Here is a 13,714-nt window from a genome sequence, read left to right on the forward strand (position 1 = left end):
ATCCTGATCATCGAAGCGATGAAGGTGATGAACCCGATCACCGCGCCGACGGGCGGCACCGTGGTCGCCGTGCTGGTCGACAGCGGCCAGCCGGTCGAATTCGATCAGCCGCTGGTCATCATCGCCTGACATGCCCGACATCAAGAAACTGCTGATCGCCAATCGCGGCGAAATCGCGCTTCGCATCCACCGCGCGTGCCACGAAATGGGGATCGAAACGGTCGCGGTGCATTCGACCGCCGACAGCGACGCGATGCACGTCCGCCTTGCCGATCAGGCGATCTGCATCGGCCCACCCGCTGCCGCCGAAAGCTATCTGAACATCCCGGCGATCATTTCGGCGGCTGAAATCTCGGGCGCCGACGCGATCCACCCCGGCTATGGATTCCTGAGCGAAAACGCGCGGTTTGCCGAAATCGTCGAAGCGCATGACATCATCTTCGTCGGCCCCAAGCCCGAACATATCCGCACGATGGGCGACAAGGTCGAGGCCAAGCGGACGGCGGGCGCACTCGGCCTGCCGCTCGTCCCCGGCTCCGACGGTGCGATCAGCGACGTGGCCGAGGCCAAGGCGATTGCCGAACGCGTCGGCTATCCGGTGATCATCAAGGCGGCGTCGGGCGGCGGCGGGCGCGGCATGAAGGTCGTCAATTCGCCCGAAGATCTCGAAACGCAGATGCAGCAGGCCGGGACCGAGGCCAAGGCGGCGTTCGGCGATGCGACGGTCTATCTCGAAAAATACCTCGGCAATCCGCGCCATATCGAAATTCAGGTGTTCGGCGACGGCAATGGCAATGCGATCCACCTCGGCGAGCGCGATTGCTCGCTTCAGCGCCGCCACCAGAAAGTGCTGGAGGAAGCGCCCTCGCCCGTCCTTTCGCCCGAAGAGCGCAATCGGATCGGCGGGGTCTGCTCAAAGGCAATGGCCGACATGGGCTATCGCGGCGCGGGCACGATCGAATTCCTTTGGGAAAACGGCGAATTCTATTTCATCGAGATGAATACCCGGCTTCAGGTCGAACATCCGGTCACCGAAGCGATCACCGGGCTCGATCTGGTCCGCGAGCAGATCCGCGTTGCCGAGGGGCATGGGCTGACGCTGCGCCAGCAGGATGTCGAGTTTCGCGGTCACGCGATCGAATGCCGCATCAACGCCGAGGACCCGCGCACCTTCGCGCCGTCGCCGGGCTTGGTGAAGGCCTATCATGCGCCGGGCGGCATGAGCGTTCGCGTCGATAGCGGGCTCTACGACGGTTACAAAGTGCCGCCCTATTACGACTCGATGATCGCCAAGCTGATCGTCTGGGGGCACAGTCGCGAGGGCGCCTTGCGCCGCCTGCGCCGCGCCCTGCGCGAATTCGTGATCGAGGGGATGAAGACCACAATCCCGCTCCATCAGGCCCTGCTCGACGACCCCGAATTCCAGAAGGGCGACTATACGATCAAGTGGCTGGAGGCGTGGCTGGCGCGCGACGACGACCGGTAGAGACTTCACCCTGTCGCGATCGCGTGCCACACTCGCGCGACAATATCGACAAGGGGAGATGTCCGATGCGCCGCCTGATCGCCACCCTGTTGCTGACGAGTGTTGCCGCCGCGCCGCTCGCCGCCGAAATCCCGACGCCCACACGGCCGGTGACCGATCCGAAAAGCGTAACCTCGCCCGCCAATCCCAAGGCGCGGGCAGTGCCGGTCGAGGACATCGGCACCTCGCGCAGCCTTGCCGGCGCGGCGTGGAGCGCCGATGGGAAGCAGATTTTTGTCGCCACCAACCTGACCGGCCGCACCAACATCTGGCGTACCGATGCCAGCGGCAGCTGGCCGGTCCAACTCACCCAGTCCGATGACGCGCAGACCGGCCTGACGCCATCGGCCGATGGCAAATATGTCTATTTCCAGCAGGACGTCGGCGGCAACGAATATCCCGACATCTACCGGGTCCCCGTCGACGGCGGCGCGGTCGAACAGATCACCCGCACCCCCGACCGGCGCGAAGGCAGCATGCTCGCGGGCGGCGCGAATGGTGCGATCGCGCTGTCGACGAAGCTCAAGAGCGAAGGCCAGTCCAACCTCGCGGTGATGGACGCCGACGGCACCGTCCGCGTGCTGACCAAGGAAGCCGACCCGCGGTTCGGCTGGGCCGCGGTTGCCTGGGTCGATGGCGGCAAGGCAATCATCGCCAATCGCGACCGTGTCGACAGCAAAGTTACCGAAGTCTGGCGCATCGACGCCGCGACGGGGGCAGCGACGAAGCTGATCGGCAAGGCCGACACTATCTATTTTGCCGGCGACGCCACTCCCGACGGGCGGCTGATCGCGGTCAGCACCGATGAAGGCACCGGCCAGCCACATGTCGGCATCTACGATACCGTCGCCAAGAGCTGGAAATGGGTGAAGTCGACGCCGTGGGAACAGCAGGCCTATAATTTCACCCGCGACGGCAAGGCGTTGATCTTCGCCACCAACGCCGACACGCGCACCACCCTGTATCGCTACGATTTGGCGAGCGGCACAGAAACGGCGCTGGCGATCCCGCCCGGCGTCAATGGACTGACAGGTGCCGATCCGCGCTCGCCCGACGGCAAGACGCTGCTCGTCACCCATTCGGGGGCGGACACGCCAACCAATCTCTATCTCTACGATCTCTCAAGCGGTCAGTCGCGGCCCGCAACCCAGCTCGCGATCGCCAGCCTGACGCCCGAAGTGTTGCCCAAATCGACGGTCGTCACCTACAAAAGCTTCGACGGAACGCTGATCAGCGCGGTAGTGACCATCCCCGCCAATCTGAAGCGCGACGGCAGCAACCCGGCGATCGTGTTGCCACATGGCGGCCCGACCAGCCAGGCGCTCGACGGTTACAGCCGCTACGCGACGGCCTTTGCGAGCCGCGGTTATATGGTGATCCAGCCCAATTTCCGCGGCTCGACCGGCTATGGCAAGGCGTTCCAGGACGGCAATTTCAAGGACCTGGGCGGCGGCGACCTGAAGGATACGGTCGCAGCGAAGAATTTCCTCGTCGCGACCGGCTATGTCGATCCCAAGCGCGTCGGCATTTTCGGCGGCTCCTATGGCGGCTTCATGACGCTGATGGCGATCGGTCGCACGCCCGACGAATTCGCCGCAGCCGTCCAGTGGTTCGGCATCATCAACTGGCGGACGATGTACCGCGATCAGGACGAGCTGCTGAAGGCCTATCAGCGCGGCCTGCTCGGCACGCCCGACAGCGATCCGAAAGTCTATGACGCCGCCTCGCCGCTCACCTACATCAACGCCGCAAAGGCACCGCTGCTGACGATCCAGGGCGAGAACGACATCCGCGTGCCGCGCGGGCAGGCGCAGGAAGTAAACGACATCCTGAAAGCCAAGGGCAATATCGTCGAGACGATCTTCTACCCGGCCGAAGGCCACGGCTTCCAGAAGCGCGAGAACCAGCTCGACTCGCTCAAGCGCACGGTCGCTTGGTTCGACAAATATCTGAAGGGCGCGCCGGCGAAGTAATGGTGCGCGCTGCACGCCGATTGCTGAAGCTGCTGGGCGGGGCGCTGCTGATCACTGTCGCGGTTATCGCGGGGACGCTGGTCGTCTTTCGCACGCCTGATACCGATGCCGCCGCGATGCGCGCCAAATATGGCGGGCCGCCGTCGCAGTTCGTCGATCTGGGCGGCGGGCTGACGGTGCATCTGCGTGACACCGGCCCGCGCGATGCGCCGGTGCTGGTGCTGCTGCATGGCTCCAACGCCTCGCTCCACACCTGGGAGCCATGGGCCGAGCGGCTTGGCAATCGCTACCGGGTGATCCGCTTCGACCTGCCCGGGCATGGCCTGACCGGCGCCAACCCGACGCACCGCTATGCCACTACCGATTTCGTCGATGTGGTCGAGCGCATGCGCACGAGGCTCGGCCTCAACCGCTTTGCCCTTGCCGGCAATTCGATGGGCGGCGGCGTGGCGTGGCATTATGCGCTCGCCCATCCCGAGCGAGTCAATGCGCTGATGCTGGTCGATTCGGTCGGCCAGCCCGAGCCGGGAAGCCAAACCCCGCCGCTCGCCTTTCGCATCGCGCGGATGCCGGTCATCCGCAATCTCGCCACGGTGGTCACGCCGCGCAGCCTGATCGCCGATGGCTTGCCGCAGGCCTATGCCAATCCCAAGCTTGCCGACGACAAGGCGGTCGACCTTTACTGGGAATTGCTGCGCTACCCCGGCAATCGCGAGGCGACGATCGAACGCTTTGCGACGCCGTCCGACCCCGCGACCCCGGCGATGCTCGGGCGGCTGGAAATGCCGGTGCTGATCTTGTGGGGGGCTCAGGATCGCCTGATCCCGGTGTCGTCAGGGCGATGGCTGCACGACCATATCCCGGGCAGCAAGCTGATCGTCTATCCCAACACCGGCCACATCCCGATGGAAGAACGCGCCGACCAGAGCGCGGCCGACGTGCGGGCATTTCTGGAACAAGCCAGCCGCGACCGCTGACCGACAGCTTGCCATTTCGATATTTCCATAGTAATCGAAATATCGAAATGAACGACTCGGACCGGATCATCGCCGCGCTCGGCGCGCTTGCCCAGCACCATCGGCTGGCTGCGTTTCGTGCGCTCGTTGAAGCGGGGCCGGCAGGTCTGGCGGCAGGTGATATCGCCACGCGATTGGGCATCGCCGCGTCGTCGCTGTCCTTCCATCTCGCGCAGCTCGAGCGCGCCGGGCTAGTCCGCGCCGTGCGCGCCGGACGCTCGATCATCTACTCGGCCGACTTCGCCGCGATGACGGCACTGGTCGGCTACCTCACCGAAAACTGCTGTGGCGGTGGCACTTGCGCGCCCGCCGACAATGCCCTCCCCACCGAAAGGAACGCCGCATGAAGCGCCTGCATGTCCATGTCGCTGTCGATGATCTCGACCGGTCGGTCGGCTTCTATTCGACCTTGTTCGCGAGCGAGCCGACCGTACTCAAGCCCGACTATGCCAAATGGATGCTCGACGATCCGCGCGTCAACTTCGCGATTTCGGCGCGCGGCGTGAAGGCAGGCGTCGAGCATCTGGGCATTCAGGTCGAGGACGCGGGCGAACTCGCGGAAGTCTATGCCCGGTTGGACAAGGCCGACGCGCGCGTGGTCGAGGAAGGCGCAACCACCTGCTGCTACGCCAAGTCCGAAAAGAGCTGGATCACCGATCCGCAGGGCGTGGTCTGGGAAACCTTCCTAACGCACGGTGACGCGACGACCTATGGCACGTCGGCGACGATCGACGCGCTGACCGCCAAGACCGCGTGCGGCTGCGCATGATGAACGCAACGATCTGGCACAATCCGGCCTGCGGGACATCGCGCAACACGCTCGCCATCCTTCAGCAGACTCCGGGGATCGAGCTGACCGTGATCGAGTATCTGCAAGAGCCACCGACCCGCGAAAAGCTGGTCCAGCTCCACCGTGACGCCGGACTGACGCACCGCGAGGGGCTGCGCACAACCAGCTCGCCTGCCGCCGAGCTTGTCGCTGAGCTCGGCCTGGCGGATGCCGATGAAGCGACGATCCTCGACGCAATGATGGCGCATCCGATCCTGATCCAGCGCCCCTTGGTGGAAACCGGCAAGGGCGTTCGCCTGTGCCGACCGCCCGAGACAGTGCACGAGATTTTGTGACCGCGGGCGGCAGCCGCGCGCTCGCGGCGGAATTCATCGGCTCGTTGATCCTATTCGCAACCGTGGTCGGTTCGGGCTTGATGGCCGAGCGCCTGGCGGGCGGCAATGTCGCCGTTGCGCTGATCGGCAATACCGCCGCCACCGGCGCCGTGCTTTACGTGCTGATCACGTTGCTCGGCCCGGTATCGGGCGCGCATTTCAATCCGGCGGTGACGTTGATGCTCGGCGCGCGCAGGTTGTGGCTGCCCTTTATCGCGATGCAGCTTGTGGGCGGCGTGGTCGGGGTCGTGGCCGCGCACGCGATGTTCGATATGCCACTGATCGCAGCAAGCACCCATATCCGCACCGGCACGGGCCAATGGATCGGCGAGTTCATCGCCACCTTCGGCCTGCTGTTCACGATTGTCGTCGGCAGCCGCCAGCGCCCGGAAGCCGTGCCCGCTCTGGTCGCGCTGTGGATCGTCGCGGGCTATTGGTTCACCTCGTCGACCAGCTTCGCCAATCCGGCGATCACGATTGCCCGCGCGCTGACCGACAGCTTTGCGGGGATTCGCCCGGTCGACGTGCCCGCCTTCATCATGGCACAGATCGCCGGCGCTTGGGTGGCCATGCGTTTTGCCAACTGGCTCAAGCCGACGGTCGCGCATCGCCAGCAGGCATAGTCCAAGCGGAACGCTGCCTGTTCAGCCGCGCGTCATTGCCCAGACATCGTTTGAATAGACGAACACGGTTTCGCCCCGCTCAACGTGCGAATTCTTGCCACCCGTTATCAGCATTCGGCTCCCGTCGACCCATGTCGCGACGCCGCCGCGCGGGCTCCAAGGCGCGCGAACCGGCACCCAGTTCTTCGCATCGTCCGACACCAGCATTTCGCTGCGAAAGCTGCCCGATCGATTCGCCCCCACCAGCCAGAGCCGGTCATCGAACACTTGCGGGCTGAAGCCCACCGGCCGTTCGGGCGCAATCTGCGCGCAGTCGCGCCGCCATAGCTTGCCATCGACGGTCGACCAGATGTCGTTGCTCGCTACGCCGTCTATTTCGCCGCCGCCGATGATGAGCAGGCGATCATGGAACACGACAGCCTTGGCCGCTGCGCGCGGCGACCAGGGCGGTTTCGGCATCGCTTCCCAGCGCAAACCATCGCGTGACCGCCAGACCTCGGCAACCGCCTGCCCCTTGCGGTAGCCGCCGATGATCCAGATCCACCCGCCAAAGCTGGCCGCAGTAGCGAAGATCAGCTCGGGAAAATCCGGCGCTTCGCCAACGGCCTCCCAACGCTGCCAATTCGCCGTGCGCTGGATCAACGGGTCGATTGCATACTCCTGATAATTCCCGCGATGTCGTCCCAATACCCATGTCGCGCCATCGTGGAACAGCGTCGGCATATAGGCGGTATTCGATCCCGATGGCGGCAATGGTTCTGGGTGCCACCGGATCGCATCGCGCGACGACCAACAGCGTTCCGACTGCAAAAGCATGAACCTGCCATCCGGCGCGACATGCACCGGAAAGTTATAGTTCTTGCGAAACGGCCCTGCAGGGATGAGCCGCGACCAGCGGTAGTTTGGCAAAGACGCGGGAACTGCCGGTGCTCTGGCGCAACCGGCAAGAGCCGCGACACCGGCCCCATAAAGCAGCTGACGACGCGAGAGCATAACCCAAGCCTCCGTATCAAAGGCTGTCACAAGCTTGAGGCGGTGACAAGATTGGACATGGTGACGCCGCCGTCCAGTGCGGCTAAAGCCTGCGCCATGACCGAAATCACGCCCGACATCGTCGCCCAGCACGGCCTGTCCGAAGACGAATATGCCCGCGTCCTGAAGGCGCTCGGGCGCGAGCCGAACCTGACCGAGCTCGGCATCTTCTCAGTGATGTGGTCGGAGCATTGCAGCTACAAGTCGAGCCGCATCCATCTGAAGAAGCTGCCCACCACCGGCCCGCAAGTCATTTGCGGCCCCGGCGAGAATGCCGGCGTGATCGATATCGGCGACGGGCAGGCGGCGATCTTCAAGATGGAGAGCCACAACCATCCGAGCTACATCGAACCCTATCAGGGTGCGGCGACCGGCGTCGGCGGCATCCTGCGCGACGTGTTCACGATGGGCGCGCGGCCGGTCGCCAACATGAACGCGCTGCGCTTCGGACGGCCCGATCATCCCAAGATGCGCCACCTGATCGCGGGCGTCGTCCACGGCATCGGCGGCTATGGCAATTGCGTGGGCGTGCCGACCGTCGGCGGCGAAGTGAATTTCCACCGCGCCTATGACGGCAACATCCTCGTCAACGCGATGACGGTCGGCGTCGCAGAGCAAGACAAGATCTTCTATTCGGCTGCGTCGGGCGTCGGCAATCCGATCGTCTATGTCGGCTCCAAGACCGGACGCGACGGCATTCACGGCGCAACGATGGCCTCGGCCGATTTCGGCGAGGATTCGGAGGAAAAGCGCCCGACCGTGCAGGTCGGCGACCCCTTCACCGAAAAGCTGCTGATCGAAGCCTGCCTCGAACTGATGGCGTCGGACGCGATCGTCGCCATTCAGGACATGGGCGCGGCGGGACTCACTTCCTCGAGCGTCGAGATGGCGTCGAAGGGCGGCGTCGGCATCCGGCTCGACATGGACAAGGTGCCACAGCGCGAGACCGGCATGACCGCCTATGAAATGATGCTGTCGGAGTCGCAGGAGCGGATGCTGATGGTGCTCAAGCCGGGCCGCGAGGCCGAGGCCGAGGCGATCTTCCGCAAGTGGGAACTTGATTTCGCGGTGATCGGCGAAGTCACCGATACCGGGCGGATGGTACTGGTCCACCACGGCGCGACGGTCGCCGACATCCCGCTCGCCCCGCTCGCCGATGATGCGCCGCTCTACGACCGGCCCTGGGTGCCGACGCCGCCTGCGAAGGCGCTGGTCGATGTGCCGAGCTGCACCGATGTCGCGGCCGATCTGCTCAAGCTGATGGCCTCGCCCGATCTCGCCAGCCGTCGCTGGATCTGGGAACAATATGACCAGAAAGTCGGCGGCGACACGCTCCAGCCGCCCGGCGGCGACGCGGCGGTGGTGCGCGTGCATGGGGCAAAGAAGGCGCTCGCCATCACCACCGATTGCACCCCGCGCTATTGCTTTGCCGACCCCGTCGAGGGCGGCAAGCAGGCGATCGCCGAGGCGTTCCGCAATCTCAGCGCGGTCGGAGCAAAGCCGCTCGCGACCACCGACTGCATGAATTTCGGCAACCCGCAGCGGCCCGAGATCATGGGCCAGTTCGTCGGCTGCATCGAGGGCATGGCCGAGGCGTGCCGTGCGCTCGACTTCCCGATCGTGAGCGGCAACGTCAGCCTCTACAACGAGACCAAGAACGACGACGGATCGGGCAGCGCGATCCTTCCCACCCCCGCGATCGGCGGCGTCGGGCTGATCGACGACTGGACCAAGGCGGCGACGATTGCCTTCAAGGGCACCGGCGACGTCATCGTGCTGATCGGCGAGCCGCGCCATCACCTCGGCCAGTCGCTGTGGCTGCGCGAACTGCACGGGCGCGAGGATGGCCCGCCGCCGCGCGTCGACCTCGACGCCGAACGTCGCGCCGGCGACTTCGTGCGCGACTGGATCGCGAAGCGCGCGCTCAGCGCGGTCCACGACGTGTCCGACGGCGGGCTGCTGGTCGCGGTCGCCGAAATGGCGCTGGCCGGGAATATCGGTGCGATGCTGTCGGCGCCGCTGCCCTATGGCCTCGCCGAGACCTATTTCGCCGAGGATCAGGGGCTTTACGTCGCCACCGTGCGCGACGAGCAGCTGAACGATTTCCTCCACGCCTCGATCGATTCGGAGGTCAATGTCGAGCGGATCGGGCGGACGATCGCCAAGCGCATCATCGTGGAATGCCCGCGCACCGACCATGTCGTGGCGCTCGACGATCTGCGCGCGGCGCATCAGGCGTTCTTCCCGACGCTGATGGGAGCGACGGCCGCCTGAAGATTTTTTCGGTGGCGCTGTCGAGATCGACCATAGCGCAACGTCTCTGATCGGAAGGATTGATCGCGCTGATCGGTCCCCTGTGATGGAGATGACGATGGAAATGGCGATGACGGCACGGCGATTGCCAGTCGGGCTTCGGGTATTGGCCGCGCTTGGCGTGGCGTGGAATGTCTTCGGCATCGTCCAGTGGTCGGGCCAGGTCTTCGCGACGCCGACGATGCTGATGGCGAAGGGCATGACTCAGGCACAGGCGACGCTTTACGCTGCGCTACCGGCCTGGATGACAACGGTGTTTGCGATCGGCGTATTTGGCGGGACGGTCGGCGCACTGCTGTTGCTGGCGGGTCGCCGCGCGGCCACGACGGCGCTCGCCGTGTCGCTGGTCGGTTACGTCGCGCTTTACATTGGCGACATCACCGAAGGCGTTTTTGCGGCGTTTGGCGTGCCGCAAGTTATCATCCTGTCGACCGTCGTCGCGATTGCGGTCGGCCTTTTGACCTTGGCACTGCACGCCGATCGACGCGGGTGGCTGCGCTAGAGGGGTAGTCCATACCCGATCGGGCAGGCGGCGCACGGCGAGCGCTTGCCCGATCGGTCAACGGCAGGCATCGTCGCGCGATGCTCGACCACCCTGCCCAGCCCTGGCCCGGCCTGCCCGCCCTCCCCGACGACGATCGCATCGCGCGCGCGCAGGCGTTTCGCGACGAACTCCGCCAGCGGCGCACCTGCCGTTACTTCAGCGACACGCCGGTGCCGCGCGCGGTGATCGAAGCCGCGATCGAGGCGGCAGGCACCGCGCCATCGGGTGCCAACCACCAGCCCTGGCATTTCGCGGTGATCGGCTCGCCCGAAATCAAGGCGCAGGTCCGCGCCGCCGCCGAGGATGAGGAGCACGCCTTTTACGCGGGCAAGGCCAGCCCCGAATGGCTTGAGGCGCTGGCGCCGCTCGGCACCGATGCCGACAAATCCTATCTCGAGGTCGCGCCCTGGCTGATCGTCGTCTTTGCCCAGCGGCGCGGCGGGATCGACCCCGGCGACGACAAGCAGAATTATTACGTCAACGAAAGCGTCGGCATCGCCACCGGCTTCCTGCTGGCCGCGCTCAACGCGGCGAACATCGCGACGCTCACCCACACCCCCAATCCGATGCGCTTCCTCAACCGCGTCTGCGCCCGGCCCGACAGCGAGAAGCCGATGATGATCGTGGTCGCCGGCCATGCCGCGCCCGACGCGACCGTGCCGCTCCACGCGCTGCGCAAGAAGCCGCTCGACCAGATCAGCAGCTGGCTGTGACGCGGCGCCCGCCGCAGCGAGCGTTGACCCTCCGGCTGTGTTAACGTAATAAGACGGCAAATTCGGGGGGATTTCATGGCCGACACCGCGCCCTCGGGCGATCGCATTGCCACGCTCGACGTCGTTCGCGGCGTCGCGGTGATGGGCATCCTGATCATGAACATCGCCGGTTTCGGCATGCCCGAAGCCGCTTATCTCAACCCGCGTGCCTATGGCGGCGATACCGGGATCGATCTGGGCGTCTATCTTTTCAATTTCGTCCTGTTCGACGGCAAGATGCGCGGGCTGTTCTCGTTCCTGTTCGGCGCGTCGACGTTGCTGGTGATCGAGCGCGCGCAGGCCCGGGGGGCAAGTGCGGCGCGCATTCACTATGCGCGAATGGCGTGGCTGTTGGTGTTCGGGTTGCTCCACCTTTACCTGCTGTGGTGGGGTGACATCCTGCAGCATTATGCACTGATCGGCCTGATCCTGTTCTTCTTCCGCAACTGGCGGCCACGGGCGCTGGTAATCACCGGCGTGATCCTGCTCAGCGTGCAAACGCTGCTGGTGGCCGGGCTGCCGTTCGCTGTCGCGGCAACCGAGGCCGCTGCCAACAAGCCCAAGGCGACCGCCAAGGCGATCGAGCGGCGCCAGGACATGGAAGACACATTCGGCAAGCCCTCGGCCAAGAAGATCGCCGAGGAGCTGGCGGACTATCGGGGCAGCTACGCCGACACCGTCGCCAAGCGCGCCGAAGAAAGTGCCGCACCGGTGTTCGGCACCCTGGTCTTCGTCGGCATGGAAACGCTCGCCTATATGCTGTTCGGCATGGCCTTGCTGAAGACAGGCATGTTGCGCGGTGAATGGCCGGTCGAACGCTATCGCCGCTGGCTGCTGATCGGTTTCGGCATCGGCATCCCGGCCTATGTCGCGCTGGCCTGGTATCTGGTGAGCGCGGGGTTCAGCGCCTTTGCGACGGCACTGTGTGTCGTTGCGCTGTCGGCGCCGTTCCGCCCGCTGATGATCATGGGCTGGGCGAGCCTGATCGCGCTGCTGGCGCGGCACGGCGGTGCGCTGGTCGATCGTGTCGCGGCGGCCGGGCGGATGGCGTTCACCAATTATCTGATGACGACGATCATCTGCACCACGCTCTTCTATGGCTATGGCTTCGGGCTGTTCGGCTATCTCAGCCGCGCGCAGCTCTACATCGTTGTGTTCGCGGTCTGGGCGCTGATCCTGCTGTGGTCGAAGCCGTGGCTCGAACGCTTCCGCTATGGCCCGTTCGAATGGGTCTGGCGCAGCCTCGCTCGAGGGCAGTTCCAGCCGATGACGCGGTGATTGCGATGCGCTCGCAATAAGGCCCTTGCGAATCACTCGCATTAGCGTAAGCTATGTGGCGAGAGCGAGGGTCAATGGTCGTCTGCATCTGCAACAACATCCGCGAGCAGCAATTGCGCGAAGCCGCCCGGCGGGATGATGCGGTCAGTGCGTGCGCGACCTATCGCTCGCTCGGCTGCCGCGCCAAATGCGGCCAGTGCATTCGCGCCGCTCGGGCAATTTTGGCGGAAGAACGCGCCGCCGCTTGACGGTCACTCCCCTTCACTGTCAGAGGGAGTAGCAGTGTCGGCAAGGAGCGCATTATGAAGGGCGACGCCAAGGTCCTCGACTTCCTCAATCTCGTCCTGAAGAACGAGCTGACAGCCGTCAATCAATATTGGCTCCATTACCGGATGCTCGACAATTGGGGCGTTCGCAAACTCGCCGCGCACGAGCGCCACGAATCGATCGAGGAAATGCAGCACGCCGACAAGCTGGCGGAGCGTATCCTGTTCCTCGAAGGACTGCCCAATTTCCAGCTGCTCGGCCGCCTGCGCATCGGCGAGAGCGTCGAAGAAATCCTGAAGGCCGATCTCGCGCTCGAGCATGAAGCGATCGCCGTGCTTCGCGACGCCATCGAGCATTGCGAAACCGTCCGCGATTATGTGAGCCGCGACCTGTTCGCGTCGATCCTCAGCAATGAGGAAGAGCATGTCGACATGATCGAAACCCAGTTCGAAATGATCGAACGGATGGGGATCGGCAACTACATCCAGCTCAACAGCACCGCGGCCGAAGCCTAGGCGCGACCGAAGCCACTCACCGAGCGCTTGCCGAAACCCTGGCGGCGTTCGACCAGCGGATTGGCTTCGCGCAGCAACAGCATTAGCGTTTCATCGAACAGCTGGCGCAGCCCGACGACCGTTTCCAGCGCCTCGTCGGGCGAGTCATGCGTTTCGACACACTGGCGGGCGATCAGTTCGATTCGCTCCGCCGCGTCGGCCAGCGGCCCGGCGCCGAACTGGCGCGCTTCGCCCTTCAACGTGTGCGCGGGAATCACCATCGCAGCGGCATTCTTCGCCCGCATCGCGACTTCGATCGCCTCGACCGACTTGGTGCCGTCTTCCTGAAAATAGCCGAGAATGCGCACGAAACCAGCGCCCAGTTCCGCGCGCGCGGTGGCGAAGGCATCCCAGTCGACCAATTTGCTCTGCGTTACCGACACGCGTCCACCCTTTGCCCAAGCCGGCCCCGCCCACCGGGTTCCCGACCGTCTTAGCCGAGGGGGGTAAATGAGTTGTTGACGCCGCTGCGCCGCTCAACTCGAAAATGTGACGCGGAATCCTTTTTGATCAACGTGATGTCCGCGCCCGCCGCGGCTGCAACGGCGGCAAGTTCGCCCGGTGCAGCGGGATCGTCGGCGACGATCTCGACCCGCTCGGCGCCCTCGCGCAATGCCCGCCCCAGCCGGATCGCAGGCCACGGGCAACGCAGCCCGCGCGCGTCGATCCGCAT

The 13,714-nt window shown here is 65.0% G+C and carries 17 protein-coding genes; 14 read left to right on the plus strand and 3 right to left on the minus strand.

All coding sequences use genetic code 11. The features are described from left to right. The 8 genes from AX672_RS05335 to AX672_RS05370 form a co-directional block, all read left to right on the plus strand. A partial coding sequence (locus tag AX672_RS05335; protein WP_168727349.1) for an acetyl-CoA carboxylase biotin carboxyl carrier protein occupies positions 1-129 on the plus strand: 129 nt, incomplete at its 5' end. A gap of 1 nt (position 130) precedes the next feature. Continuing rightward, on the plus strand, positions 131-1,486 hold the full coding sequence (gene accC / locus AX672_RS05340) for an acetyl-CoA carboxylase biotin carboxylase subunit (protein ID WP_066649375.1): 1,356 nt from the start codon (positions 131-133) through the stop codon (positions 1,484-1,486). A gap of 65 nt (positions 1,487-1,551) precedes the next feature. Next, positions 1,552-3,498, plus strand: a complete 1,947-nt coding sequence (locus tag AX672_RS05345; protein WP_066649377.1) for a S9 family peptidase — start codon at positions 1,552-1,554, stop codon at positions 3,496-3,498. Between the two features lie 2 nt (positions 3,499-3,500). Beyond that, a complete protein-coding gene (locus AX672_RS05350) occupies positions 3,501-4,475 on the plus strand; it encodes an alpha/beta fold hydrolase (RefSeq protein ID WP_231731159.1) in 975 nt (324 codons plus the stop codon). A gap of 47 nt (positions 4,476-4,522) precedes the next feature. Further along, the gene (locus tag AX672_RS05355) at positions 4,523-4,861 is read left to right on the plus strand and encodes an ArsR/SmtB family transcription factor (protein ID WP_066649388.1); all 339 of its coding nucleotides are present in this window, start codon (positions 4,523-4,525) and stop codon (positions 4,859-4,861) included. Further along, entirely contained in the window at positions 4,858-5,283 is a 426-nt protein-coding gene (locus AX672_RS05360) for an ArsI/CadI family heavy metal resistance metalloenzyme (RefSeq protein WP_066649391.1), read from the plus strand. Before AX672_RS05355 ends, AX672_RS05360 begins: the two co-directional genes overlap by 4 nt. Next, on the plus strand, positions 5,283-5,639 hold the full coding sequence (arsC, locus tag AX672_RS05365) for an arsenate reductase (glutaredoxin) (RefSeq protein ID WP_066649543.1): 357 nt from the start codon (positions 5,283-5,285) through the stop codon (positions 5,637-5,639). Before AX672_RS05360 ends, arsC begins: the two co-directional genes overlap by 1 nt. Beyond that, a complete protein-coding gene (locus AX672_RS05370) occupies positions 5,636-6,301 on the plus strand; it encodes an aquaporin (protein WP_066649395.1) in 666 nt (221 codons plus the stop codon). The genes arsC and AX672_RS05370 overlap by 4 nt, the downstream gene beginning before the upstream one ends. A 21-nt stretch (positions 6,302-6,322) precedes the next feature. Here AX672_RS05370 and AX672_RS05375 read toward each other — a convergent pair whose 3' ends face one another. Beyond that, positions 6,323-7,024, minus strand: coding sequence for a hypothetical protein (locus AX672_RS05375; RefSeq protein ID WP_066649398.1), 702 nt, complete (start codon positions 7,022-7,024; stop codon positions 6,323-6,325). Positions 7,025-7,390: 366 nt separating this feature from the next. On the opposite strand from AX672_RS05375, the gene purL reads away from it, so the two are divergent. From purL to bfr, 6 genes are all read left to right on the plus strand, one after another. Next, positions 7,391-9,607, plus strand: a complete 2,217-nt coding sequence (purL, locus tag AX672_RS05380) for a phosphoribosylformylglycinamidine synthase subunit PurL (RefSeq protein WP_066649401.1) — start codon at positions 7,391-7,393, stop codon at positions 9,605-9,607. Between the two features lie 97 nt (positions 9,608-9,704). Next, positions 9,705-10,148, plus strand: a complete 444-nt coding sequence (locus AX672_RS05385; protein ID WP_202189246.1) for a hypothetical protein — start codon at positions 9,705-9,707, stop codon at positions 10,146-10,148. Between the two features lie 80 nt (positions 10,149-10,228). Beyond that, positions 10,229-10,903 (plus strand): nitroreductase family protein, encoded by a 675-nt coding sequence (locus AX672_RS05390; RefSeq protein ID WP_066649412.1) that lies wholly within the window; start codon positions 10,229-10,231, stop codon positions 10,901-10,903. Between the two features lie 75 nt (positions 10,904-10,978). Next, on the plus strand, positions 10,979-12,220 hold the full coding sequence (locus AX672_RS05395) for a DUF418 domain-containing protein (RefSeq protein ID WP_066649414.1): 1,242 nt from the start codon (positions 10,979-10,981) through the stop codon (positions 12,218-12,220). A 74-nt stretch (positions 12,221-12,294) separates the two neighbouring features. After that, positions 12,295-12,468, plus strand: a complete 174-nt coding sequence (locus AX672_RS05400; protein WP_066649416.1) for a (2Fe-2S)-binding protein — start codon at positions 12,295-12,297, stop codon at positions 12,466-12,468. A gap of 54 nt (positions 12,469-12,522) precedes the next feature. After that, positions 12,523-13,002 (plus strand): bacterioferritin, encoded by a 480-nt coding sequence (bfr, locus tag AX672_RS05405; protein WP_066649427.1) that lies wholly within the window; start codon positions 12,523-12,525, stop codon positions 13,000-13,002. Here the strand turns inward: bfr and AX672_RS05410 are convergent. After that, positions 12,999-13,424, minus strand: a complete 426-nt coding sequence (locus AX672_RS05410) for an Hpt domain-containing protein (protein ID WP_066649436.1) — start codon at positions 13,422-13,424, stop codon at positions 12,999-13,001. The two genes, bfr and AX672_RS05410, sit on opposite strands and share 4 nt — an antisense overlap. A gap of 50 nt (positions 13,425-13,474) precedes the next feature. Further along, entirely contained in the window at positions 13,475-13,714 is a 240-nt protein-coding gene (locus AX672_RS18160; protein WP_082730396.1) for a sulfurtransferase TusA family protein, read from the minus strand.

The organism is Sphingomonas sp. CCH10-B3 (assembly GCF_001556185.1).
GTDB lineage: Bacteria > Pseudomonadota > Alphaproteobacteria > Sphingomonadales > Sphingomonadaceae > Sphingomonas > Sphingomonas aquatica.